The sequence below is a fragment of the Bryocella sp. genome (assembly GCF_058498515.1).
This window is the reverse complement of record NZ_JBMHYI010000043.1, coordinates 1-25,090: the sequence shown is the minus strand read 5'-3', so window position 1 is coordinate 25,090 and position 25,090 is coordinate 1. Positions and strand designations below refer to the sequence as shown.

The following is a 25,090-nucleotide window of genomic DNA, read 5'->3' as shown; positions in this document are numbered from 1 at the left end:
TGCCGATAGCCCGCATGACCAGCCGAACTCGTACGCACAGGCATTGGATGATGGCTGTGCGGCTTCGGCTGTTGGCTGGATGTGATTCAGGCAAGTTTTTGCAACGTCAGAGCAATCTCATGGGTCGGGATTGCGCCCTCACGAAGGATCATCCAGGAGTTTCCTCCACCGCTGAGGTCGACGATGGTTGTTCCGACCGAGCGGGTGGTGGGACCCCCGTCGACGATCATCTGGATCTTGTCGCCGAACTGCTCGCGCACACAGCCGGCGTAGCTGCATTCGGGCATGCCCTGCAGGTTCGCAGAGGTCGCGGTAATGGGTAGGCCGAGGGCCTTGACGACCTCACGGCACAAGGTGGAATCGGGCACGCGGATGGCGACATTGCCGGTGTTGGCGGTTACGCGCAGCGGCAGTTTGCTGCCGGCTTTCACGATGAGCGTGAGCGGACCGGGCCAGAAGCGTTCGGCGAGCAGGTCGAAGGCGGTGTCGATGTCGCGGGCGAGCTCGTATGCCTGTGAGACATCCCCGATCAGCAGCGACAGAGGCTTGTGCCGCGCGCGGGTCTTCAGCTCATAGATCTGGTCGACCGCGCGAAGGTTCACCGGATCGACCGCGAGGCCGTAAAAGGTGTCGGTCGGAAGAGCGATTACATGCCCGGAGTTCAGGGAACTCACCACCTCGGCGATGAGGTGAGGCTCCGGCTCGTCAGGATGAATGCGCAGCATCTCAGCGTTCAAGTACAGGCCCTCAACCGAAACGATACCGCATCTTGCTGCGGACATGGTGCAACGGGTCACAGCGTATTGGAGCCAGGGTCCGCAATGGGGCCAGCGGTACACTTGAGATCGCATGGACCGTATCGACCTTGGAGCACCGATTACCAGCAGGACGAACGCGCGCGTGAAGGCGCTGCGCGCGGCGTTGAGCGGCAAGGCCTCGCGAGAAGGAGATTTGCTCGGTCTAGAAGGCTGGAACCTCATCCGGGAGGCACAGGCAGGAGGACAGACGCTAGAGGCTGTCTACGTGCGCGAGGGCTATCAGGATAAGGTGAATCGCTCTTTGCGTGAGAACCTCACGGCCAAGGAGTGGCACCTGCTCAGCGCCGAGGTCTTCGACAGTGCCGTTACCACCGAGACTCCGCAGGGCATTGCTGCGACCTGGAGGATCCAACAGATCGTGGGCCGGCAGACGGCGACGACCGTTGTCCCGGTGCTCGAAGATGTGCAGGATCCAGGCAACGTTGGAACGCTGATCCGGTCAGCCGCAGCGTTTGGGTCCAATGAGCTGATCCTGACGCCCGGAAGCGCGAGCCAGTGGAACCCGAAGACTCTCCGGGCCTCCACCGGGTCCGTCTTCCAACTTCCGGTTCGGCGACTTCCGCTCGAGGAGGCCGTTGCGTCGCTGCGGGGGCACGGAGCGAGGATCTTCGCGGCAGTGGCAAGGTGGAACACGCCATTCATCCGTCTCGCGCCACACGGCGCTCTATTCGGTCGCCAGCGAAACGAGGATGCAGAGTTTGCGCGTCACATCGTTCTTCCTGACGGGGCGAGCGAAAAGTGGGCCACCGGCACAGATGGACCGCATGCCTCGGCATCCTTCGACGCTGACTTCGAGGCCCCTTGTGCGATCCTGATTGGCAATGAAGGGGCGGGCTTGTCCAAACGCGCTTTGGAACTGGCCGACGAGCACGTGCTGATTCCGAGCAGCGTTGAGTCGCTGAACGCAGGTGTTGCTGGGTCCATCCTTTTGTACGAGGTGATGCGTCAGGTCCCGTTACGGGTGTGGGCCCAGCGAAAGGGGCTACGACCATGAGCCTCTTCGATACCACCATGCCGCAGCAGCAGGGAACACGCTCAGGAGCGCCGCTGGCGGAGCGCATGCGGCCGCGGACGCTGGATGAGTACTTCGGGCAGTCGCACCTGCTGGGACCGGGGAAGCCGCTGCGGCTGCAGATTGAGGCAGAGGCTGCGGGTGGCGCGGCGAATGCGGCGTCGATGATCTTCTGGGGACCTCCTGGAGTTGGCAAGACGACGCTGGCGAAGATCATCGCGGGCGTGACCAGCTCGACGTTCATCGAGTTCTCCGCGGTACTGTCAGGTACCAAGGAGATCAAGCAGGTGATGGTCGATGCGGAGAAGGCATCGACCTATGGCTCGAGGACGATCCTGTTCATCGACGAGATTCACCGGTTCAACAAGGCGCAGCAGGATGCGTTTTTGCCGTATGTCGAGCGTGGATCGATTCGGTTGATTGGCGCGACGACGGAGAATCCTTCCTTCGAAATCAATGCGGCGCTGCTGTCGCGGTGCCGCGTTTACACGTTGCGGGCGCTGGAGCAGGAAGAGATCATGGCGCTGCTGGACCGGGCGCTGAAGGACAGCGAGCGGGGGCTTGGCGCACAGGGCCTGGAGATTGGCGAGGGTGCGCTGGAGGCGATTGCGTCGTACTCGTCGGGCGATGCACGGAATGCGCTGAACGCGCTGGAGGTCGCTGCGGGACTGGCGACGGGGCGCGGTGAGGCGATCATCACTCGTGAGATTGCGGCCGAGGCGCTGCAGCAGCGGGTGCTGCTCTACGACAAGAAGGGCGAGCAGCACTATGACCTGATCAGCGCGCTGCATAAGAGCGTGCGAAATTCCGATGCGGATGCGGCGCTGTACTGGCTGGGCCGGATGCTGCAGGCGGGTGAGGACGCGATGTACGTCGCGCGGCGCGTGGTGCGGATGGCGGTGGAGGACATTGGGTTGGCGGCTCCGGAGGCGCTGAACCTGTGCCTGTCGGCGCGGGATGCGATGCACTTCCTGGGCTCGCCGGAGGGTGACCTGGCGCTGGCGCAGGCGGTGGTGTACCTGGCACTGGCTCCGAAATCCAATGCCGTGTACACGGCTTATGGAGAGGTGCTGGCGGATATTGAGTCGCGGCCGGCGGAGCCTGTGCCGCTGCACCTGCGGAACGCTCCCACGAAGCTGATGAAGGAGCTCGACTACGGCAAGGGCTATCAGTACGCCCATGATGTCGAGGGCAAGGTGGCGGCGATGGAGTGCCTGCCGGCGGGGCTTGCGGGGCGGCGCTACTACCAGCCGACGCAGGAGGGTAGGGAGAAGCTGCTGGCCCAGAGGATGGCTGAGATCGAGCGGCTGCGCGGCGGGGAGTAGTCCCCCCCCTCCCCCCAAGGTCCGGGGGTAAAGTCTTTGTTTTCAATAGACCGCCTATAAATGTTCATTCGAGATGGTTTACGAGCAAAGTCTTCATTACACAGGGGTTCTCCGAAAATTGGGGGGGTCGTTGGGTAAGGGACATGCAGCTTCGTGGGTTCGGGGCGCAGGAACGGCTGTTTCCAGGATATCGGAGGCGATGGAGTGAATGCGCAGGGGCGTCTGGGGCGAATCGCCAGTGTCGGCGGGGGTTTCGTGATTGGGACGCGTGTCCGGGGCTTGACGGGAGCCTGTGAGGTCTTACTGGGCGCGTAATCGGGCCGCAGCGTTGAGCCTTAGCCCCTCAACGGCTGGAGCCGGGTTTCTGGGTGGGTTTGATTGTCATGGCTGAAGCCATGACCTGCCGGTCTGGGTGGGCCATTGGGATTCTTGGAAGCCCGGGTCCAAGAATCCGGACCCGGGGCACCCAAACGCGGAGCCGGCGGGCAAAGGCCAGAAGCAGATCCTCTTCGAGGAGGACAACAAGAAAGACAAGAACGCCGAAAAGAAAAGCCAGGGCAACAGAGGGCTGGGCGCGGAGAGAGCAACTCCGGAGCCGTCGCCACAGTCGAACTGACTTATTCTGCAAATCAGGTGATGGCTACACATGGCATTAGGGAATGCGAGACAGATCCTTCGGACGACTTCGGGGTTGACTACGTTCAAGCTGCTGGCGCTCACGGCGCAGTACAGCCGGCCTCCGCTGGCTCCGCTTTTTCGGGCCTTGCTGGGGCCGTTTACGGAGAAGGATGCGATTCCTGTGAGCTATCGGCAGGGTGGGCGAGAGCTTCGGATGCTGATTCGCAATGCGGACCAGGAGAGCGACCTGCACAGCGTGCTGGAGGTGGTGGCGCGGGTGGTGTATCCGCTGGACCTGGCGTTCGATCCGGACCTGATTATTGATGGAGGAGCGAACATAGGGCTGTTCTCGATGCAGGCGGCGGCGGTGTATCCGAGGGCGAAGGTGGTGATGTGCGAGCCGCTGCCGCGAAACATTGCTCAGTTGGAAACGCACATGAAGCTGAATGGGCTCGATGCGGAGCTGCTGCCGGTGTGCCTGGGTGGGACGCATGGCGTGATCCCGTTTTACTGCCGGCATGCGAATGGCAGCAGCTTCGACCCGGAGGAGCCGTACCAGAGCGTGCTGGAGATCGAGGTGCTGCGGCTGGCGGAGATCCTGGAAGGCAGGTCGGTGGAGAGGATCCTGCTGAAGCTAGATATCGAAGGCATGGAGGTTGGGGTGCTGCAGGACTTTGTGCCGGGAGAGAAGCGGGCGGTGGTGATCCTGGGGGAGCTGCATCACCAGGTGGAGACGCGGCCAGCGATGGAGCGGCTGTTTGCGGAGCATGGGTGGTCGTTCCGGCTGGGAGATCTGGCCGGGCGGGATGCGATTTTTGAGGCGCGGTCGCCGGCGGCGCGGGCGTTGGGGTTGCGGGAGATGCCGTTGCATTGAGGTGGGCGGTGCGAGCCCACATCTCTTCGAGATATGGGGCACCCGATTTTGTCGCCGTGAACGATACCCCCACCCGGGTTAGTTGCCGTACTTGACGCTGCAGCCGTAGGCGGTGGTGACGGGTTTGGCTACGGGCTTGCCGGCTAGGGCTTCGGTGAGAGCGGCGCTTAGGTAGTTGTGGGCGGCTTTGATGGAACTGGGGTCGGGGGTGGGCTGATCGTCGATGGCGCCTTCGTAGACCAGCTTGCCTTGCGGGTCGATGACGAAGATATGGGGCGTGGTTTTGGCGTCGTAGAGGCGGCCGAGGGCTCCGGTGGGGTCGAGGATGGCGGCGGTGGGCGCGGCTTTCATCTTCGCGAGGTAGTTGTTCTCGACCTCGGGTGTGGCGTAGCCCTGCTGGCCGGGCGCGGAGGAGAGCACGGAGAGCCAGACGACGCCTTTGGCGGTCCACTCGTGCTGGAGGGCCTCCATGTTGCCGGACTCGTAGTGCTTCTTCGTGTAGGGGCAGTCGCGGTTGGTCCACTCGAGGACGACGAACTTGCCGCGGTACTGGGCGAGGGATTCGGTCTTGCCGTTGGAGTCGGTGGACTTGAAGTCGGGGGCGGTTTCGCCGGGCTTGAGGGCAAGGGCGGTGGTGGCCAGGGTGAGCGTAGAGAGAAGAGCGATGCGGGGCAGAGTCTTCGTCAGGGTCTTCATGGGGGAGTCTCCTGCGCAGAGATGAGATGAGGATGTGGGGTCGGCGTGGAAATTCACGGACGGCCATGAGATTGGACGCGTCGCAAGGCCTGAGGGGTTTCGCGCGACAAAAACATCCTCCGACTCACCTTTCTTCGGGATGTAGGGCACTCCGTACAGGGCGGTCGCACCCAGCACCCGGTGGGCTTCTGTCCAGCGATGAGCTATGAGGATTTGAGCGAAGAGGGATTGCGCGATCACGCGCTACAACTTTCCTAGCATGGCCGCTGTGGGACGGCGATGTTATTCAGAGGTGATCCCACGCAGTCGCCAGTCCATGTGCAACGCATGTCTCGCGGTCCTCGTGTGTATGGGGAGGCTATGCTGCTGAGACAGAAGAACCCTGCGGGAACCAGTCAAGATCAAGGCCTCACCATTGCCTTCCAGCCGATCGTCAGCGCTACGGCCAAGGGCGTCTTCCTTTATGGCTATGAGGCTCTGGCCCGGAATGCGGATGGCATTTGCCCGCCGTTGCTGAGTGGCGCGCGCGCCTCGGAGAAGGCGTATGCCCTCTCGTTCCGGTGTCAGCATCTGGCGCTGGCGATGGCGCAAGAGCTGGGTTTGCAGACGAACCTGTCGATCAATGTCACGCCGGGGTCTATCTGTCACCGCCGCTACGGCATTGGGAAGATGATGGCGTTTGCGCGCGAGGTCGGATTTCCTCTCAACCGGCTGATCCTGGAGATTACGGAGCGGGAGTACATCGCGGACTATGCTCCGATACGCCGTGCGGTGGATGAGTTTCGCGCCGACGGGCTGCGGGTCTCGATGGATGACTTCGGCTCGGGCTTCAACGGGCTCAGCACGCTGCTGGAACTTCAGCCAGACATTGTGAAGGTGGATATGAAGTTGATCCAGCGGATCGAGACCGATCAGAGCCGGCAGGCGCTGATGTATGGAATCTGCTCCGGAGGCGAGCGGCTGGGGATGCGGCTGATTGCTGAGGGCGTCGAGACATTGGATGGGGTGGAGACGCTGAGCCGCGGCAACATCGACCTGATGCAGGGTTATATCTTTGCGTATCCCGAGATCGGGGTTCTTGCGCAGGTAGATCCGCTCCGGCAAGAGCAGGTGCTGCGTGTGCTCCGCCGGGAGAACGGACTCTTGACGGAGATGGGAGACATGACGGGTGCGGAGATGAGCCTCGGCACCCTGGGGTAGGCGCAGAGGCTCAGTCGCGTTGAGACCGCTTCAGTGCTTCAGGTCCTTGGCGATTTGTTTGATCACGATGTCCTTGGTGAGGAGTTCGGGGAGGACGTCGGGATTGGACTTGTCACCAGCGGGATAGATGACGTAGGTGGGGACACCGCTGCGGTTGAGGGTTTGCAGGGACTGGGTGATGTTGGCGTCGTACTGGGTCCAGTCGGCGCGGAGCAGCACGAAATGGTTGGAGCCGAGGAGTGCGTCGACGTCTGCTGAGTTGAGGACGGCGCGCTCGTTGACTTGGCAGCTTAGGCACCAGGCGGCGGTGTAGTCGACGAAGATGGGTTTGCCGGAGGCGCGGGCGGCGGCGAAGCTGGCGGGCGTCCAGGGCTCCCAGTGCAGCTTGTCCTCGGTAGGCTTGCGGAGCGGAATCGCGAGTGCGAGGAGGATGATGACGATGGCCGCGATGGTGGCCTTCAGCTGGGCGGGCCAGCGGCCGAGGACCCAGCCGGCGATCGCCAGCACGAGGTAGCAGCAGAGCAGGGCGACGATACGGTCGACGCCTTTGGGGCTGTAGAGCTGGCCGAAGACCCAGGTGAGCCAGATGGCAGAGCCGAAGAGGAAGAGCGAGGTGAACTGCTTGAGGGTCTCCATCCAGGCGCCCGGGCGGGGAAGGATGCTGGTCCACTGGGGCTGCATGGTGAGCGCGAGGTAGGGCAGCGCGAGGCCGAGGGCGAGCGCGGTGAAGACGAGGAAGGTGACGTAGGGAGGCTGCGCGAGAGCGAAGCCGACAGCGGCTCCCATGAGCGGGGCCATGCAGGGCGTGGCGACGACGGTGGCGAGGACTCCGGTGAAGAAGCTGCCGGTGAGGCCAGGTTTCTCCGCGAGCTCACCGCCGGCGGAGGTGAGGGTGAGGCCGATCTCGAACTGGCCGGCGAGCGAGAGTCCGAGGAAGAAGAGCAGCGAGGCGAGGATGGCGACGAAGCCGGGCGACTGGAGCTGGAAGCCCCAGCCGAGCTGGCGGCCTCCGGCGCGGAGGATCAGTAGCGCGGCGACGATGGCCCAGAAGCTGGCCAGGATGCCGAGGGTGTAGATGATGCCGTGCATGCGCTGGCGGGAGCGTTCTTCGCCGGAGCTGTTGACGAGCGACAGGCCCTTGAGGAAGAGCACAGGGAAGACGCAGGGCATGAGGTTGAGGATGATGCCGCCGAGGAAGGCGAGTCCGAGGGCTCCCCAGAGGCCGATCTGGGTTTGCGGGCCGGAGGAGGCGTCGGGAGCGCTGCCGGATGCGACGAAGGCGGGGGGCTCCCCGGGGGTGACGGGCAGGGTGACGTCGTAGGCTTCGGTGTCGGAGAACTTGACGAGGACGTGGAGGTCTTTGGGCAGCGCGGTGGAGTCGGGGGCGCGGGCGAGCCAGACCTGAATGCCGTCGGGGATGGACTTGGTGTGCTCGGGCGCGGGGTTGTCGATCACGTCCTGATCGAAGGGATAGATCTCGGCTTCGGACTGGCTGTCGCCGGTGTGGAGCGTAAGGAGGAGGGTCTTGGCGCCGCCGGTGACCGTGGTCTTCCAGCTGTAGGGCGGGGGCTTGGGCAGATTCTTCATGGCGCTGCCGAGGGCTCCGACGAGCGCGGGGGCAGGCAGCGGGCCGGGGACGATGTTGACATCGAGGCCGAGGTGAGCCTTGCCGGGGATGCAGACGCTTTCGCAGACGAGCCAGCTGACCTTGGCGTCGAGGTGGACTTTGCCGGGCTTGAGGGAGGAATCGGCGGTGATGGTGAAGGGGAAGACGGCCTGGTCTTCGTAGCCGAAGTCCATGAGCGGGCCGAGAGGGAGTTGGTCGGGCGGGGTGAACTGGAGCGGCCCGGCGGTGAGGCCCTTGGGCAGGGTCCAGGTGATGCGGGGCGGCTCGCCGGAGTCGCCGGCATTGAGCCAGTAGACGTGCCAGTGCTCTTCGAGCGAGAGAACGAGGCCCGCCTGGAGTGTGCCGCCGGAGGCGAGCTGGTTCTGCGGGCTGAGCGTGGTCAGCTCGGCGGTGAGATGTTCGGCTTTGAACGGTCCGGGGCCTCCGTCACCGACTTCGACGATCTGGGCTGAGGCGACGCTGACGAGGAAGGGCAGGATGAGCCAGCGCAGAATGCGGAGGTGTCGGGGGAGCGTGTGGCTTGGATGCGGCATCGAGCGCTGGGCGAGCATTGTGGCTATTGTAGGGCGTTTGGAGTGTGGTGGCGTATCGGGCCCATGGGCCGACCCCACCCTTTCACGATGAAGCTGTGTGAAAGGATGGGCCACCCGCATTTGTGGTCGCGAATCGCGCGGTTCTATGGCTACGAGGCGATGTCACGCGAAAGCCGGCGATGTTCGATGAGGACGCAGCGGTCCATGACGACGCGGATGCCTGCGGCTTCGGCCTTGGCGGCGGCTTCGTCGTTGACGATGCCGAGTTGCACCCAGAGGTTCTTGAGGCCGAGCTCGATCATCTCGTCGACGATGGCGGGGATGAATTTGGGGAGGCGGAAGACGTTGACGACGTCCGGGGTGACAGGGAGAGCGTGCAGGCTGGGGTAGCTGGTGACGCCGAGGGCGGAGGGAATGGCGGGGTTGACCGGGAGGATGCGGTAGCCGTGGTCCTGCATGTAGCTGGTGACGGAGTAGCTGGGCTTGGCGGGGTTGTCGGAGAGGCCGATGACGGCGAGGGTGCGAAAAGTACGGGCTCCGCGCTTGAGGCCTTCCGGACCTCCGAGCATGTCGAGGATCACGGCGGGTTCGTTCATGCAGGCTCCTTGCATTATGTGGGGGAGGATGGAGGCGGAATTTCCGGGCGCAGCGCAAACTCGGCCGGGATGAGGGTCAGATGCTTTCCTTCGGTGTTCGGGTGCAGTCATAGGATGGTCGCCGCATGTCCGGAGCCGATGGGGGAGGGTGACGCGCGTGGGAGGAGAAGGTTATGCGTAGCTTGGCGAAATTTGAGGTTCCTCTCTGTAGACGGGGGAGATACGGGCCAGGCTGCGAGGTGGGCGCGGGAGGGAGTGGGCGTTCGTTTACAATGAGAGCCGTAGGGGCCTGCTATTGGCACCTTCGTGGAGCACTTTTGTACTCTGTTGGGAAGCATCCTGTTGTAAGCGCTGGTCTGCCATCGCTCGGTGTTGTTGCAGCCTTTGGCTGTGCGCTGCTTCTGACCGGCTGCGGCGAGACGTACCGCCCAGTGGTCAGCGCGATCAATCCGGTTGGGCCCGCGGGCCAGCCGACGAAGTATGCGGTCGCGATCTCGAGCCCGAGCTCGACGCAGCCGGGCCTAGCGACCTTCGTGGACTTCGCTGGCGATACCGTGCTTTCCACGCCTCAAATTCAGGTGAACCCGAGCTACTTCGCGGTGACGTCGAGCGGCTCGCAGGGTTTCACGATCAATCCGGCCGGCGCTCTGGACACGTTTCCTCTCTCGAGCCCGACGAGCCTGCTGACGCAGAACATCGTGCAGGCGACGCTACCGGCGAATCTTACTCCGGTGAGTGTCCAGGCGATCACGCTGACGGGTTCTGCTACGGATCTCTTCATCCCGGAGACACAGACTTCCAGTGCGGCGGCTTCGATTGCGGTGCTCAGCTCGTCGGGACCATCGTTGCTGGAGCAGGTTGCGGTTCCCGATAACCCGGTGTTCGTGGTTGGCGCGCAGGGTACGGCGCGTGTCTACGCGATCAGCCAGGGCAGCGTTGCGGGAGCGAACGGCTCCGTGGCGGCGCTCGAATCGGCCAGCCCGATTGCGGTGTCGGCGACGATCCCGGTTGGTGTCACGCCGGTGTATGGCGTGATGACGTCGGATGCGCGGCGCGCGTTCATCCTGAACAAGGGTTCGGGAAACGTCTCGGTCATCAACGTGACCAACAATGCGACTGACTCGACGACGCCGACGATTCCCGCGACAGGTGCGCTGGGCGTCAACCCGGTGTGGGCGGATCTTTCGCCGGTGACGACGCAGCTGATCGTGCTGAGCGCCGGTAACGGCACTACAGCAGGCACGCTGAGCATCGTCGATATTCCTCTGTGTACGATCAATACGGTTGTGGGCAATCCGGGTTGCGACACCTCGAATCCTACCGATGCCACGGCGTTCGGAACGATTGCGGCGACGATCAAGGTGGGCATCAACCCGTCGATGGTCTCAGTGCTGCAGGATGGGTCGTACGCTTACGTGATCAACCAGAAGGACTCGACGGGGACATGCGCCACGGGTGAGGGTTCGGTGAGCGTGGTGAGCCTGCAGACCGACACGGTGGTGACGACGATCTGCGGGATCTCGACTACGGCTGGAACGTCTTCGGCGACGTCGTCTCCGGGGCTGATCTACGGGCATCCCAACAGCGTGATCGCGACGACGGGCTCGCCAACGGGCAAGGTGTACGTGACGTCGGGCGACAACAACTACCTCTCGGTGATCTACACGGATACGAACACGGTTCAGCAGCACATCAACCTGCAGGGGACTGGCGTGCGGGTGCTGATTACGGCTCCGTAGTTGTGGATCGATTTAAGCAACAGAAAGGCCGCCTTATGGGCGGCCTTTCTGTCTTCGCGAGAATGTATTTCGTGGACGGGTGAGGCCTTCAGAGAGGATCAAGACTTACGAGAGGGCACGGAACGAGATTGAGCTAAGAGACGTCCGATCAAGTCCCGTGCATTCCCTCAGCGGCTAAAGCCGCATTGCAATCCCTGCCCTTATGGCGGGACTGAAGTCCCGCCCTGACAAAGCACTGCTTGTGCAGGGTTCCTTGAGCACAGCCCGGCTGGCTATTCCGTGCCGACGAGGACGATGGGTTTGGTGGGGGTTTTGGAGCCGCCGTCGTCTTCGATGGTGACGCCAAAGCCGGTGGCGGGGACGCCTTTGGGCAGGTTGGGCATGATGACGTTGGCACTGCCGTTGGCATCGGGCTTGAAGATGCCGGCGGCGATGGGATCGTGGCCATTCGCCGGTAGGACCCACAATTCGTAGGTCTTGTACTCGGGGAGTGGCTTGAGGTGGTCGGCGATGAAGACCATGGCTCCGGTCTCAGCGACGTAGGCGACGTGGCCTTCGGGCTGAGGTGGCGGCTTCACTCCCGAGGGCGGAGGAAGGTGGAGCGCGACCTGCACGGCTCCAATGCCGGTGAGGGTCTTCATGGCATCCTGCGCGCGGGCGGCGTCGGGGTCAGGAGCGGGCACCTTGTTGAGCTTCGCTGTGAGTGAAGAGACCGTCTCCTGCATTTTCTCGCGCTGGTGGAACTGGAGGCCGGCGAAGACCGCAATGCCGGCGGCGACGGCCCATCCGGCCCAGGCGATGGCTCCTGTAGCGGACTTGGTGGAGGGCTCCTCGATGTGGTCGGCGAAGAGCAGGCTGTTGCGGGAGGCGAGCATGGGCTCGCCGGCGGCCTGCTGGGGCTGCGGCAGCAGGGAGCGATCGGTGGAAACCAGAGAGGCGAGGGGGACGAGCTTCTTTTCGCGCTGGACCTGCTTGAGGAGGCGCTCGCGGGCGGCTGCGGGAGGCGAGTGCGTCTCGGCGGTCATGGCGTAGGCGACGAGATCGCCCTGGACTTCGGCGACCTTGACGCGGCATTCCTCGCACTCTTCCAGGTGAGCGACGACGGGCTTCTGGTCGTCCTCGCTGAAGAGCTGCAGCGCGAACAACGCGAGGTCGTCTTCGGAGAGGTGGTTTGCGTTATTCATGCCGGGAATGCCTTTCTCAGCGTGATCAGCGCGCTGCGGATACGGGTCTTGACGGTGCCGAGCGGGTCGCCGGTCATCTCGGCGATCTCGGTGTGGGTGAGGCCATCGAAGAAGGCCATCTCGAGGGTCTTGCGCTGCTCTGCGGGAAGCTGGGTGATGGCGGCGCGGGCGCGCTCCATCATGAGGGAGCGTTGGGCTTCGTCGGCGAGGTTGGTGGGAGATGCGAGGATGGCATCCTCGACCTGTTCGGTGGGGCGCTTGCGACGCAGGGCGTCGATGGAGCGGTTGCGGGAGACGATGGCGAGCCAGCCGCCGAGGCTGCCGCGCGTGGCGATGAAGCGATCCGGATTACGCCACAGTTGCATGAAGATCTCCTGCAAGATGTCTTCGGCTGCCGAAGCATCCCGCAAGACGCGCAACGCTACCGAATAGACGACGCGGGAGTAGCGGTCGAAGAGCGCGGCCATGGCCTGCTCGTCTCCACGCTCCACGCGGCCTAAGAGCGTGGCGTCGTCCTCGAGGGGCAACGCTGCGCCGATCGGTCCCTGGTACCCGCTATTCATAAAACGCACCTGGCCTTATTTCGGATTGCCGTTTGAGCTTTCTCTATGGGTTACGGCCACGTATCCGGAAGCCCAGTGTACGTCATGCGGAAGGGTGATTGACGGGACGGCGAAGGCGGGATATGGCCTGGTCAAACGTTGCTTGCGCTGGCGTTGTGGGGGTCGAGGTGAAACGATGGACGTTGAGTGTGGCAGGAATGAAGCTTCGTCTGGACAGGGTACTGGTGGATCGAGGGTTGTTGCCCTCGCGCGAGCGGGCGCAGGCGATGATTCTCGCCGGGCGCGTGATGGTCAACGAGCAGAAGGTGGAGAAGCCGGGAGCGTCGGTTTCGGAGGACGCGAACATCCGCCTGCTGGGCGAGGATATGCCCTATGTGAGCCGCGGGGGACTAAAGCTCGAAGGGGCGATTGAGGCTTGGGGGATCAAGCTGGATGGACGGCGGTGTGCGGACATTGGGGCTTCGACCGGTGGGTTTACCGACTGCATGCTGCAGCGCGGAGCCACGAGCGTGCTCGCAGTGGATACGGGCTATGGGCAGATCGCGCACAAGCTGCGGGTGGATGATCGCGTGACGTTGTTGGAGCGCACGAATGCGAGGCTGCTGGAAGTGGGTGAGCTGGCGAAGCTGGTGCGGGGGCGTGTGACGTTCTTTGCGATGGATGTGAGCTTCATCTCGGCGACGCTGGTGCTGCCGCCGGTGTTGAAAGCGCTGGTGCCTGTGGGGTCCGAGGGACAGGCGCAGGCGCTGTGGCAGGGCGAGGCGGTGATGCTGGTGAAGCCGCAGTTCGAGGCAGGACGCGAGCATGTGGGCAAGGGTGGGATCGTGCGCGATCCGGAGGCGCATCAGCTGGCGATCGATCGCGTGAAGGATTGCATCGTGGAACAGGGCGGTGAGGTGCTGGCGCTGATGGATTCGCCGATCCTGGGGACCGAGGGGAACAAGGAGTTCCTGCTGCATGCTCGGTTTGGGTGAAGGCTAGAGCAAAGGCAAATCGCTTGATCGAGTTTGGAGCTGTGAGTTGCCAGTTCTGAGATGAGTGCTTGAGAGCTACGGCCATTTACACTTGGAACCATGCATCGCGCCGCATTGATCGCCAAGCCGCAGAAGCCAGAGCTTGCTCAGCTTCTTCCTGAGCTGATTGCCTGGCTGCGAGAGCGCGGCTATGAGTCTCTGCTGGATCCGGAGAGCGCGGCGTATCTCGAGGATGTCGAGACGATCGATTCGGTCGACCGGGCGGAGCTTCCGAAGGAAGAGCCGAGCATTGTGATCTCGCTGGGTGGGGATGGCACGCTGCTGTCGGCGGCGCGGGCGTTTGCGCACACGAATACGCCGATCATTGGCGTGAATCTGGGCTCGCTGGGGTTTCTGACTGAGGTTCCGGTGAACGAGCTGTATGAGACGCTCGAGGCCTGGATGGACGGGACGGCCGTGGTGGACGAGCGGCGTCTGATGTCCGCGGAGCTGGTGCGCGATGGGCGGCGCTTTCGGCGCTGGGATGCGCTGAACGATGTGGTGATCGCGAAGGGCGCGATTGCTCGCATGGGCGAGTTCACGATCAAGCTGGATAGCCAGCTGGTGGCGAGTTTTCGCGCGGATGGCGTGATCGTGTCGACGCCGACGGGCTCGACGGCATACACGCTGGGCGCGGGTGGGCCGATCCTGATGCCGCAGCTGGATGCGATGGTGCTGACGGCGATCTGTCCGCACCTGCTGACGATTCGGCCGATTGTGGTGCCGGGGTCTTCGGAGATCAAGGTGACGGTCGATGTGGTGCCGCATGAGACGTACCTGACGGTGGATGGGCAGGAAGCGGTGGAGCTGCTGCTGGGCGATACGATTCGATGCCGGCGGTCGAACCTGAGCGTGACGCTGCTGCGGCTGCATCCGAACGGCATCTTCAATGTGCTGAAGCAGAAGCTGAGCTGGGGCGAACGCTAGGCCAGCGCTTTTTCATCGCGCGCAAATCGCGTTCCACGCAAAGACAACCTGCGCATCTTCGTATCACTCCCAACTGATAACAGCGCGGTTCGCTCTGTTGTACGCATTTCAAAGCAGTGGGAGCGGATATGAGTTCAGAAGGAAAAGTTTCTCGTCGTGACATGATGACCAGCCTTGGAGTTGGAATTGCGGGTGCTGCGGTTGCTGGTTCGGCGGGTGCTGGAGCGCAGTCGCCGAATGCGACCGCAATGAATACGGCCGCGCCGTTTGTGGATCCTACGAAGAAGTATCCGAAGCCGCCGTATGACACGACGCAGCAGCCGTGGCCGGGACTGGCGAGCAAGATGATGCCTCCGCCGGACCATGGCGAGACGAGCTACAAGGGGTCGGGACGACTCACGGGCCGCAAGGCGCTGATCACGGGCGGCGATTCGGGCATGGGACGTGCGGCGGCCATTGCGTATGCTCGCGAAGGCGCGGATGTGGCGATTGTGTACTATCCGACCGAAGAGCCGGATGCGAAAGAGGTCGAGAAGCTGATTCACGCTGAGGGGCGGAAGTGCATCAAGATTCCGGGAGATCTTCGCAATGAGAAGTTCTGTGTGGAGTTGGTGCAGAAGGCCGTGGATGGTTTGGGCGGCCTGGACATTCTGGTGTCGAATGCAGCTCGTCAGACACAGAGCAAGATGATTACGGATATTTCGAGTGAGTTGTTTGATTCGATCATCAAGACGAATGTGTATGCGCCGTTCTATATCGTTCGCGCGGCGGTGGCACACTTGAAGCCCGGGTCGGCCATCATCGCGACGACATCGGAGCAGGCATACGACCCGCTGCCGGAGCTGTATGCGTATGCGCAGACGAAGGCGGCGACGATGAACTTCGTGAAGTCGCTGGCGAAGATGCTGGGGCCGCAGGGAATTCGCGTGAATGGCGTGGCGCCGGGGCCGATTTATACGCCGCTGCAGATTTCGGGCGGAGCGACGGTGGAGCACTTTCAGAACTTCGGCGCGGATTATCCTTTGAAGCGCGCGGGACAGCCGTGCGAGCTGGCTTCGATCTATGTGCAGCTTGCGGCGAACGATGCGAGCTATACGACAGGGAATGTTTATGGCGCGGGCGGCGGTAAGGGGCAGCCGTAAGGCCTAGAAGAAGCGGCCGATGATCTGGTTGGTCAGCAGCGCGGCGGTGTACGCGACGATTGTCATGTAGGCAAACTGCGCTGCGGGCCACTTCCAGCTATTGGTTTCGCGGCGCACGATGGCCAAGGTCGAGGTGCATTGCATGGCGAAGGCGAAGAAGACGACCAGAGCGATGGCGCCACCGATGGTCATGTCGTGGCGGAGAGCCAGCTGCAGATTGACGGCGTGCGTTGCGGGGTCGACTCCGTAGAGGGTGCCGAGGGTTCCGACGATGACTTCGCGGGCGACGATGGAGCTGAGCAGACCGATGCCGATCTTCCAGTTGAAGCCTAGTGGGCGGATGACGGGTTCGACGAAGTGGCCGATGTGTCCGATGACGCTGGTGGTCAGGTCGCTGAAGTGGCCTCCGTGGACTGGAAGCACGCTGAGGAGCCACACGATGAAGGTGCAGGCGAGGATGATGGTTCCGGCCTTCTTGAGGAACATGGCTCCGCGGTCGTAGAGGCGCAGCGTGAGCGACTGGAAGGTGGGCCAGCGGTACTGCGGTAGTTCGATGACGAAGGGCGCGGAGCTGGCTTTCATCACGCGCGAGTTCATCAGTTTGGCGGTGCCGAGAGCGGCGAGGAAGCCGAGGCCGTAGAGGCTGAGCATGACCATGGCGCGCAGGCCGATGAGGCCGCCGAGGAAGTGGACGTTCGGGATGAACGCCGCGATGATCAGCGTGTAGATCGGCAGACGCGCGGAGCAGGTCATGAAGGGAGCGACCATGATCGTTGCCAGGCGTTCGCGCTTGTTTTCGATGGTGCGTGTGGCCATGATGGCGGGGACAGCGCAGGCGTAGGCGGAGAGCAACGGGATGAAGGCCTTGCCGTTCAGGCCGATGGCGCGCATGACGCGATCGGCGATGAGGGCGGCGCGGGCGAGGTAGCCGGAGTCTTCGAGGATGCCGATGAAGAGGAAGAGCAGAAGGATCTGCGGAAGGAAGACAAGGACGGATTGGACGCCGTTCCAGAGTCCGTCGCGGACGAGAGCGCGAATCCAGTTATCGGGCAGGGCGATGGCGGCGTGGGCGCCGAGGTTGGTGAGGAGGTTGCCGAGGCCGTCGGATAGTGGCTGGCCGATGGTGAACACGACCTGGAAGACGGCGAAGACGACGGCGAGGAAGATGAGCGGGCCGAAGACGCGGTGGAGCAGAACGGAGTCGAGGCGGCGCGTCCAAAGGGCGGCGGCAGGGGCCTGGTACTTGGTGCGGCCGGTGACCTGCGTGGCCCAGGTGCGGCAGGAGGCGGCCGACTGAAGGATGGGTAGTTGGACGGGGCGGGAGCCTACGTCTTCCTTGCTGCCGGCGCGGAGGAGGAAGTCGGGGATGACGTCGAGGCCTTTGCCCTGGGCGGCGCTGATGAGAGCGACGGGGTGACCGAGCTCCTTGGCGAGTGCGAGGGTGTCGATCTTGCCGCCGCGGGCTTCGAGCTGGTCGGACATGTTGAGCAGCACGAGGGTGGGCAGTCCGATGGAAAAGACCGGGGCCGCGAGCATGAGCTGGCGGTTCATGTGGGTGGCGTCGAGGACGAGGAGGACGCAGTCGGGGACGGGAACTCCGGGCATCTTGCCGGTGAGGACTTCGACGGCGACGCGGGCGTCTTCAGAGTAGGTGGCGAGCGAGTAGATGCCGGGAAGGTCGATCAGCGTGAGATCGCTGCGGCCGATGGACTTCATCTTGCCGGAGTGATGCTCGACGGTGACGCCGGGGTAGTTGGCGACCTTTTGGCGCATGCCGGTGAGGCGATTGAAGAGGGTGGACTTGCCACAGTTGGGTGGGCCGATGAGGGCTACGGTGCGGAAGCGGACCTTGGCGCCGGGGACTACAGGCGCGGGCGGTTCTTCGACCAGGACTTCGGCGGGAGCGTGACAGGAGCTCATGCTGCGTCCTTGGTCTGGGCTTTTGCGAGCTTCAGAAAGATGTGCTTTGCGGTCTCGTTGCGGAGGCCAACCTCAACGCCATCAATGCGATAGACGCGGGGGTCACCGGCGGGGGCGCGGCGTAGAACCTCGACGTGCGTGCCGGGGAGAAAGCCCAGGTGGGCCAGATGATGGCTCACTTCTTCAGGGAGATCGATGCGTTCCACCACGCCCGCACTGCCCACCTTCGCGTTACTTAATGCTGTGACTTCCATGTCTGCCTATATCCGACCAAACGAGTCCTCTTTATTCTACGACATTCGATGCGCTTGTTGCACGGGCGTTGCGCCGGGGTGAAGCGGAGGCTCAGTCGGGAAGGATTTGCGGCCTTTCTTTAGAGGCCGTGGAGCGGCGAAAAGGCGCAGAATCTCAGATCGGCAGGCGGGTGGTAGCGGTTTTCTGAACCAGAAGTATTAACGTCTGTTCGATAACTTGTTGATTTGATCAAAATTGATCATCTTTCGGTGGGTACTTGAGTAATGATCATTTGAAGATCACCTAGACCGCTGTTCGTACCGCAAGTTCTGGGCGCGTCGAGCAAGCCGCCATGAAAACCTGCTTTGTTAGCGTTGCAAGACATATATCTGCCGGACTTTCTGTATGTTCACCCCTGATACGGGTGGGGCCGTTTTCCGTTAGGACAAACTGCCATGAATAAGCCAGCAGTGATGCATCGACCCAGCGAGGATCAACAGTCCGAAGCGAGATATCGCGGACTGCTCGAAGCTGCGCCCGATGCGATGGTGGTGGTGAACCAGCTCGGGGAGATCGTGCTGCTGAACGTGCAGGCCGAGAAGCAGTTCGGCTACCGTCGGGATGAACTGCTAGGGCAGCTGGTAACAAACATCATTCCGGAGGGGTTTGCCGAGCGGATTATCGCGGACGGAACGCGTACCGCCGCGGAAGCGCTGGCGCAACAGATTGGGACAGGGATTGAGCTGCTGGGGTGTCGCAGGGACGGCAGCATTTTTCCGATCGAGATCATGCTGAGTCCGCTGGAAAGCGACGAAGGCATTCTGGTAACGGCGGCGATTCGCGATATCAGCGTGCGGAAGGCCGCAGACCGGCATCTGGCGCAGATGGAGAACCGCTATCGCGGGCTGCTGGAAGCTGCTCCTGACGCAATGGTGGTGGTCGACCAGCTTGGGAAGATCGTGCTGCTGAACGTCCAGGCGGAGAAGCAGTTTGGCTATAGCCGCGACGAACTGGTCGGGCAACGGGTTACGAACATTATCCCGGTGGGCTTCGCGGAGCGGATTATCGCTGATGGCACGCGTACCGCGGCTGAGGCGCTGGAGCAGCAGATCGGTACAGGGATCGAGCTGAATGCGCTGCGCAAGGATGGGACCGAGTTCCCGATTGAGATCATGCTGAGCCCGCTGGAGAGTGCGGACGGGATATTGGTTACCGCAGCGATCCGGGATATCACGGTTCGCAGGGAGTCGGATGCGCGCTACCGCGGGCTGCTTGAGGCGGCGCCGGATGCGATGGTCGTCGTGGATCAGGCGGGTGAGATCGTTTTGCTGAACGTTCAGGCGGAGAAGCAGTTCGGCTACAGCCGCGACGAGCTTGTTGGCCAGCCAGTCACAAATATTATTCCCGTGGGTTTTGCGGAACGGATTATTGCAGACGGTACCCGCACTGCCGCCGAGGCGTTGGCGCAGCAGATTGGTACTGGTATTGAACTCAATGCGCTGCGTAAGGATGGCACTGAGTTCCCGATCGAGATCATGTTGAGTCCGCTGGAGAGCGCTGACGGGACATTGGTAACGGCGGCGATCCGGGATATCACGGTGCGCCGAGAATCGGATGCGCGGTATCGCGGACTGCTCGAGGCGGCGCCGGATGCGATGGTCGTCGTGGACCAGGCGGGTGAGATCGTTCTGCTGAATGTCCAGGCGGAGAAGCAGTTCGGCTATAGCCGCGATGAACTTGTGGGACAGCCGGTTACAAATATTATTCCCGTGGGTTTTGCGGAACGGATCATCGCTGACGGTACGCGTACCGCGGCAGAGGCGTTCGCCCAGCAGATCGGTACAGGGATCGAGCTTAACGCGCTGCGTAAGGATGGCACTGAGTTCCCGATCGAGATCATGCTGAGTCCTTTGGAGAGTGCTGATGGCATCCTGGTAACCGCTGCAATTCGGGACATTACGGTGCGCCGAGAGTCCGATGCGCGATATCGCGGGCTGCTGGAGGCGGCGCCAGATGCGATGGTGGTGGTGGATCAGAGCGGCGAAATTGTGCTGTTGAATGTTCAGGCGGAAAAACAGTTCGGCTACCGCCGTGATGAGCTGGTGGGACAGCGGGTAACGAACATTATTCCGGTGGGCTTTGCGGAGCGGATTATTGCGGACGGCACGCGCACCGCGGCTGAGGCGCTGGCGCAGCAGATCGGTACGGGAATTGAGCTCAATGCGCTGCGCAAGGATGGGACCGAGTTTCCGATTGAGATCATGCTGAGTCCGCTGGAGAGTGCTGACGGCATATTGTTCACGGCGGCGATCCGGGACATCACGGTGCGCCGGGAGTCCGAGGCGCGCTATCGCGGGCTGCTCGAGGCAGCGCCGGATGCGATGGTGGTGGTCGACCAGCGTGGCGAGATTGTGCTGTTGAATGTTCAGGCCGAGAAGCAGTTTGGCTACAGCCGCGACGAGCTGGTTGGGCAGGCGGTTACGAACATCATTCCGGAGGGGTTTGAGGAACGACTCATTGCCGATGCTCTGCGGTCTACGGAAGATGCGCTGGCGCAGCAGATCGGCACAGGCATTGAACTTTATGGACAGCGCAAGGATGGGAATAGATTTCCAATCGAGATCATGCTGAGTCCGCTGGCGAGTGCGGGTGGTGTGCTGGTGACGGCAGCGATCCGCGACATTACGCTGAGACATGCGGCGGACGAAGCGCTACGGGTTGCGCATCGTAAGTCGGAGTCGGTTCTGAACAGCTTGAACGATGGGCTGGCGGTCCTGGATAAGAATTGGGTCTATACCTACTTCAACGAGCAGGGCGCCAAGATTATCGGAATGCGTCGCGAGGAGTTGATGGGGCGCCACATATGGGACCTCTTTCCGCAGCTGGTGGGTTCGAAGTTTTATGAGAACTATCATCGTGCCGTCGATACCGGCCAGTCGGTTCACTTCGAAGAGTTTTTCCCTGACCCGATCAATCAATGGCTGGAGTGCCATTGCCATCCTTCTCCGGATGGGCTATCGGTTTACTTTCGCGATGTGACCCTGGCCAAAAAGGCAGACACAAACCTTGTGCTGAAGGTCGAGGAGCTGAAGCGGTCCAATGAAGAGCTGGAGCAGTTTGCGTACATTGCTTCGCACGATCTGCAGGAGCCCTTGCGGATGGTAGCCAGCTACACGCAGCTGCTTTCGCGCAAGTACAAAGGGCAGCTAGACTCCGATGCGGACGAGTTCATCGCCTTTGCCGTGGACGGCGCCACTCGGATGCAAGCGCTGATCAAGGACCTGTTGGAGTTCTCCCGTGTCGGCACCAAGGGGAAAGAGTTCGTGGCGGTTTCAAGCGAGGACGCGTTGAAACAGGCGTTGAGAAACCTTCGCGGCGCCATTGAAGATTCCGAAACGGTGATCGCCCATGATCTCTTGCCGATGGTTTCCGCCGACGAAGTCCAGTTAGTGCAGCTATTCCAGAACCTTGTTGGGAATGCGATCAAATATCAGCAAGGCAAAGCTCCGCGGATAAACATTGCAGCCTTCAAGAACCGGAGCAGTCGATGGGAGTTCTCCGTTGGAGACAACGGGCTGGGCATCGAACCGCAATATTTCGAACGAATCTTTGGAATGTTCCAACGGCTGCATAAGCGAGAAGAGTTCGCGGGCACCGGCATTGGGCTGGCCATCTGCAAGAAGATCGTTGAACGTCACGGCGGATCCATCAGCGTTCAATCGACTCTCGGCGAGGGCTCTACCTTTCATTTTGACCTTACCGCTGTAGAAGGGAGTGCCGCATGATTGCGCTTCTGGAGGAAGTTATGCCCGTAGAAGTTTTGTTAGTCGAAGACAGTCCTGGGGATGTGCGGTTAACCCGGGACGCATTTCGTGAAACCAATGAATCCATCAGGCTTCACGTTGCTGTAGACGGCGTGGAAGCGATGGATTTTTTGAGACAAAGGGGAGCGTTTGTGGGCTCACCGCGGCCTGACTTCATCCTGCTGGACCTGAATATTCCGAAGATGGATGGCCGTGAGGTCCTTGCTCAGATCAAGAGGGACAATGACCTGAAGACGATCCCCACGATCATCCTGACTACCTCAGATTCGGAGGCGGACATCAAGAAGAGCTATGAGCTGCAGGCAAACTGCTATCTGAATAAGCCTGTACAGTTAGAGGACTTTGAAAGCGTTGTGAAGAGCATCAACGATTTCTGGACAATGAAGGTCAAATTGCCGCAGCAGAGGTAGGAGCGTATGGTCAAGAGCTCTATCAATACGGTGCTGCTCGTTGAAGACAATGCTGGAGATGCTCTCTTGCTCCGACGCATGTTCCGTGAAGAGGGATTTCGCGGGATGGAAGTGATCCATGTGGAGCAGATGAGCGAGGCAGAGGCTTGCCTTGCGACCACGGCCGTGGATATCGTTTTGCTGGATCTGGGTTTGCCGGACGCTCGCGGGCTGGAGGCGCTGCGCCGGGCCCGTGCCGTGTCACCCCATATGCCGCTGGTGGTGCTTTCCGGGCTGGACGATGATGCAGTCGCGCTGCAGGCCATGCAGGAAGGCGCGCAGGACTATCTGACAAAGGGCCAGATCGAGCCGCGGGAGCTGTTGCGCGCCATGCGCTATGCGTTCGAGCGCAAGACGATCGAAGAAACCTTGTTTGCCGAAAAAGAGCGTGCGCAGGTGACGCTCAACAGCATTGGGGACGCCGTTCTCTGCGCGGACATCGAAGGAAATGTTACGTTTCTGAATCTTGTTGCGGAGACGATGACGGGATGGTCTTTGCCCGAGGCGTGCGGCAGGCCGATGGGGGAGGTGCTTCGGATCATCCATGCGACGACTCGTGAAGCGATCCCGGATCCCATGGAGCGCGTGATGGAGCAGAATCGCACGGGTCACTTGCCGTCGGATTCGATATTGGTTCGGCGCGACGACTCCGAGGTGCCGATTGAAGATTGCGTGTCTCCGATCCGCAATCGTGAGCGGGAGGTCATTGGCGCGGTGATTGTGTTTCGGGATGTGAGTGTCGCGCGGGCGATGACCGAGCAGATTGCGCACTCGGCGGAGCACGATTTCCTTACGGGTCTGCCTAACAGGTTACTGCTGAACGATCGTGTGAATCAGGCCATTGCTTTGGCGCAGCGCCACCAGTACCTGGTGGCAGTGCTGTTCCTGGATCTGGATGGGTTCAAGCACATCAACGATTCGTTGGGGCATCCGACGGGGGACAAGCTGTTGCAGTCGGTGAGCGAGCGGCTGGTGGGTTGCGTCCGCGGGGTAGACACGGTGAGCCGGCAGGGTGGGGATGAGTTTGTGATGCTTCTGCCGGCGATAGAAAAGGCCGAAGATGCCGCGATTGCCGCGAGACGAATGCTACAGGCCGTAATAGAGGCATATTCCATTGACGGGCGCGATCTGCATGTGACGGCAAGCATTGGGGTGAGTGTCTATCCAGCGGATGGGCCCGATGCGGAGACGCTGATCAAGAATGCCGATACGGCGATGTACCAGGCCAAGGAAAATGGTCGGCAAGGCTACCAGTTCTTTGAGCCGGCGATGAATGTCCGAGCGGTTGAGCGGCAGTCGATTGAAGAGAACCTGCGGAGGGCGCTGGAGCGAAAAGAGTTTGTGCTGCACTACCAGCCGAAGATCAACCTAAAGACCGGGGCTATTACCGGTACGGAGGCCCTGATTCGATGGGTCCATCCGACGCGCGGGTTAGTTTCACCGGCGCAGTTCATTCCGGTGGCCGAGGACTGCGGGCTGATTCTGCCGATTGGGGACTGGGTGCTTCGCGAGGCATGCACGCAGGCCCGGGAGTGGGTGGATGCGGGGCTACCCGGGTTGAGTATGGCGGTGAATGTTTCGGCGATGCAGTTTCAGCATGAAGGATTTTTGAAGGGTGTCTTCGACACACTGGAGCAGACCGGCTTTGACCCATCGTGCCTGGAGGTTGAGGTTACGGAAAGCGCGTTGATGAAGCGGGCCGAGTTTACGGCCTCGATTTTGCAGACGCTGCGCGCAAGCGGGATCAAGGTGGCGATTGATGATTTTGGGACCGGTTACTCAAGCTTGAGTTATCTGCGGAAGTTTCCGCTGGATGCGCTGAAGATCGACCAGTCGTTTGTGCGGCAGATTACGAAGACGCCGAATGAGACGACCATTGTGAGCGCGATCATCAGCATGGCGCGGAGCTTGAAGCTGCGGGTGGTGGCTGAAGGCGTGGAGACGGTGGAGGAGCTGGTGTTCCTGCAGGCGCACGAGTGCGAGGAGGCGCAGGGGTATTACTTTGGCCGGCCAATGCCTCCCCATGAGTTTGCCGCGCTGTTGATGAGCCACGAAAAAGAGCTGCAAGCGCATTGGGCTCAGCCCGCGGCAGTCTTCGATACGGCTAGTTTGTAAGGGAGTATGGTGCGCCCGGAAGGATTCGAACCTCCGACCTACTGGTTCGTAGCCAGGCGCTCTATCCAGCTGAGCTACGGGCGCACATTGCGTGAGTGCAACTAAACAAGAATAACCGAAATGGGTGGTGGTATCAACCCTCGCGGGTAGTGCTGGTTGGCGGCTCCGGGATCGAGTCGGTGTTCGGTGCGAGCCACGGCAGAGAAGCAGGTTTCTCCACTGCGCGGGATGATGAAGCCATCCCGCTCCGGTCGAAATGACAAAGTTGTGGGGATGCTGTGATTGAGGCTAGCTGGCGGCGGGAGCGGCGACGGGCTCGGGCGCCGGCTGCGGCGGGATGAGCGAGACGCGCTCGACGACGTCGAGGCCGGAGCGGCGGAGCAGCTGGTGAACGATGGGCTCGGTGAGGCGGGTGGCGTCGTACTCGATGCGGACGGTCTTTTCGGCCTCGTTGAAGGCGAGATGGCGGATTCCGTAGACCTCGCGGATGCGGCCGAGGGCCATCATGGCGGCCTCTGTGGGGGCTGCACCGTAGCGATACATTACGTCAAGCTGCGTCATGGTTTTGATTTTACCAGTGCGGCTTGTGGGAGGGGTTCAGGCGCCGAGGCGGTGGAGGTAGTCGACGATTTCGGGGCTGGTCCAGTCCTGGGCGGAGACGAACTTGCGGCGGAGGATGCC

General features: G+C 61.9%; 20 protein-coding genes and 1 tRNA gene. 11 read left to right on the top strand and 10 right to left on the bottom strand.

What is annotated here, in order from left to right; translation table 11 throughout:
* Window positions 1-86: 86 nt before the first annotated feature.
* Complete coding sequence (locus AC5E6W_RS12545) at window positions 87-737, bottom strand: L-threonylcarbamoyladenylate synthase (RefSeq protein ID WP_491752646.1); 651 nt, start codon at window positions 735-737, stop codon at window positions 87-89.
* A 112-nt stretch (window positions 738-849) separates the two neighbouring features.
* Between AC5E6W_RS12545 and AC5E6W_RS12540 the strand changes: the two genes are divergently transcribed.
* From AC5E6W_RS12540 to AC5E6W_RS12530, 3 genes are all read left to right on the top strand, one after another.
* The gene (locus AC5E6W_RS12540) at window positions 850-1,812 is read left to right on the top strand and encodes a TrmH family RNA methyltransferase (protein WP_491752645.1); all 963 of its coding nucleotides are present in this window, start codon (window positions 850-852) and stop codon (window positions 1,810-1,812) included.
* The gene (locus AC5E6W_RS12535) at window positions 1,809-3,155 is read left to right on the top strand and encodes a replication-associated recombination protein A (RefSeq protein ID WP_491752644.1); all 1,347 of its coding nucleotides are present in this window, start codon (window positions 1,809-1,811) and stop codon (window positions 3,153-3,155) included. Before AC5E6W_RS12540 ends, AC5E6W_RS12535 begins: the two co-directional genes overlap by 4 nt.
* 646 nt (window positions 3,156-3,801) lie before the next feature.
* Complete coding sequence (locus AC5E6W_RS12530; RefSeq protein ID WP_491752643.1) at window positions 3,802-4,647, top strand: FkbM family methyltransferase; 846 nt, start codon at window positions 3,802-3,804, stop codon at window positions 4,645-4,647.
* A gap of 78 nt (window positions 4,648-4,725) precedes the next feature.
* On the opposite strand, the gene AC5E6W_RS12525 is transcribed toward AC5E6W_RS12530, so the two are convergent.
* Window positions 4,726-5,343: a thioredoxin family protein gene (locus tag AC5E6W_RS12525; protein WP_491752642.1), complete on the bottom strand. Its 618-nt coding sequence runs from the start codon at window positions 5,341-5,343 to the stop codon at window positions 4,726-4,728.
* A gap of 360 nt (window positions 5,344-5,703) precedes the next feature.
* Between AC5E6W_RS12525 and AC5E6W_RS12520 the strand changes: the two genes are divergently transcribed.
* Window positions 5,704-6,543, top strand: coding sequence for an EAL domain-containing protein (locus AC5E6W_RS12520; protein ID WP_491752641.1), 840 nt, complete (start codon window positions 5,704-5,706; stop codon window positions 6,541-6,543).
* Window positions 6,544-6,573: 30 nt separating this feature from the next.
* On the opposite strand, the gene AC5E6W_RS12515 is transcribed toward AC5E6W_RS12520, so the two are convergent.
* Both AC5E6W_RS12515 and AC5E6W_RS12510 read right to left on the bottom strand, forming a co-directional pair.
* Complete coding sequence (locus AC5E6W_RS12515) at window positions 6,574-8,721, bottom strand: protein-disulfide reductase DsbD family protein (protein WP_491752640.1); 2,148 nt, start codon at window positions 8,719-8,721, stop codon at window positions 6,574-6,576.
* A gap of 131 nt (window positions 8,722-8,852) precedes the next feature.
* Complete coding sequence (locus AC5E6W_RS12510) at window positions 8,853-9,299, bottom strand: CoA-binding protein (protein WP_491752639.1); 447 nt, start codon at window positions 9,297-9,299, stop codon at window positions 8,853-8,855.
* Between the two features lie 317 nt (window positions 9,300-9,616).
* Between AC5E6W_RS12510 and AC5E6W_RS12505 the strand changes: the two genes are divergently transcribed.
* On the top strand, window positions 9,617-11,038 hold the full coding sequence (locus AC5E6W_RS12505) for a YncE family protein (RefSeq protein WP_491752638.1): 1,422 nt from the start codon (window positions 9,617-9,619) through the stop codon (window positions 11,036-11,038).
* A 272-nt stretch (window positions 11,039-11,310) separates the two neighbouring features.
* On the opposite strand, the gene AC5E6W_RS12500 is transcribed toward AC5E6W_RS12505, so the two are convergent.
* Together AC5E6W_RS12500 and AC5E6W_RS12495 are read right to left on the bottom strand one after the other, a co-directional pair.
* Complete coding sequence (locus tag AC5E6W_RS12500) at window positions 11,311-12,222, bottom strand: anti-sigma factor domain-containing protein (protein ID WP_491752637.1); 912 nt, start codon at window positions 12,220-12,222, stop codon at window positions 11,311-11,313.
* Window positions 12,219-12,785 carry an RNA polymerase sigma factor gene (locus tag AC5E6W_RS12495; RefSeq protein WP_491752636.1) on the bottom strand — a complete coding sequence of 189 codons (567 nt, stop codon included), beginning with the start codon at window positions 12,783-12,785 and terminating at the stop codon, window positions 12,219-12,221. The genes AC5E6W_RS12500 and AC5E6W_RS12495 overlap by 4 nt, the downstream gene beginning before the upstream one ends.
* Window positions 12,786-12,982: 197 nt before the next feature.
* Here AC5E6W_RS12495 and AC5E6W_RS12490 point away from each other — a divergent pair, with 197 nt between their 5' ends.
* From AC5E6W_RS12490 to AC5E6W_RS12480, 3 genes are all read left to right on the top strand, one after another.
* On the top strand, window positions 12,983-13,759 hold the full coding sequence (locus AC5E6W_RS12490; protein ID WP_491752635.1) for a TlyA family RNA methyltransferase: 777 nt from the start codon (window positions 12,983-12,985) through the stop codon (window positions 13,757-13,759).
* Between the two features lie 99 nt (window positions 13,760-13,858).
* Entirely contained in the window at window positions 13,859-14,725 is an 867-nt protein-coding gene (locus AC5E6W_RS12485; RefSeq protein WP_491752634.1) for an NAD(+)/NADH kinase, read from the top strand.
* A 161-nt stretch (window positions 14,726-14,886) separates the two neighbouring features.
* On the top strand, window positions 14,887-15,867 hold the full coding sequence (locus AC5E6W_RS12480) for an SDR family oxidoreductase (RefSeq protein ID WP_491752633.1): 981 nt from the start codon (window positions 14,887-14,889) through the stop codon (window positions 15,865-15,867).
* A 3-nt stretch (window positions 15,868-15,870) separates the two neighbouring features.
* On the opposite strand, the gene feoB is transcribed toward AC5E6W_RS12480, so the two are convergent.
* Complete coding sequence (gene feoB, locus AC5E6W_RS12475; protein WP_491752632.1) at window positions 15,871-17,787, bottom strand: ferrous iron transport protein B; 1,917 nt, start codon at window positions 17,785-17,787, stop codon at window positions 15,871-15,873.
* Window positions 17,784-18,041, bottom strand: a complete 258-nt coding sequence (locus AC5E6W_RS12470; protein ID WP_491752631.1) for a FeoA family protein — start codon at window positions 18,039-18,041, stop codon at window positions 17,784-17,786. The genes feoB and AC5E6W_RS12470 overlap by 4 nt, the downstream gene beginning before the upstream one ends.
* Before the next feature lie 435 nt (window positions 18,042-18,476).
* Between AC5E6W_RS12470 and AC5E6W_RS12465 the strand changes: the two genes are divergently transcribed.
* The 3 genes from AC5E6W_RS12465 to AC5E6W_RS12455 are packed head-to-tail and all read left to right on the top strand — an operon-like array spanning window position 18,477 to window position 24,409.
* Window positions 18,477-21,806: a PAS domain S-box protein gene (locus AC5E6W_RS12465; RefSeq protein WP_491752630.1), complete on the top strand. Its 3,330-nt coding sequence runs from the start codon at window positions 18,477-18,479 to the stop codon at window positions 21,804-21,806.
* Window positions 21,803-22,255, top strand: coding sequence for a response regulator (locus AC5E6W_RS12460; RefSeq protein WP_491752629.1), 453 nt, complete (start codon window positions 21,803-21,805; stop codon window positions 22,253-22,255). The genes AC5E6W_RS12465 and AC5E6W_RS12460 overlap by 4 nt, the downstream gene beginning before the upstream one ends.
* Window positions 22,256-22,261: 6 nt before the next feature.
* Entirely contained in the window at window positions 22,262-24,409 is a 2,148-nt protein-coding gene (locus AC5E6W_RS12455) for a putative bifunctional diguanylate cyclase/phosphodiesterase (RefSeq protein WP_491752628.1), read from the top strand.
* 7 nt (window positions 24,410-24,416) lie between these two features.
* Here AC5E6W_RS12455 and AC5E6W_RS12450 read toward each other — a convergent pair.
* Window positions 24,417-24,493 (bottom strand) — tRNA-Arg (locus AC5E6W_RS12450).
* A gap of 204 nt (window positions 24,494-24,697) precedes the next feature.
* Window positions 24,698-24,970, bottom strand: coding sequence for a hypothetical protein (locus AC5E6W_RS12445; protein ID WP_491752627.1), 273 nt, complete (start codon window positions 24,968-24,970; stop codon window positions 24,698-24,700).
* Window positions 24,971-25,090 lie beyond the last annotated feature (120 nt).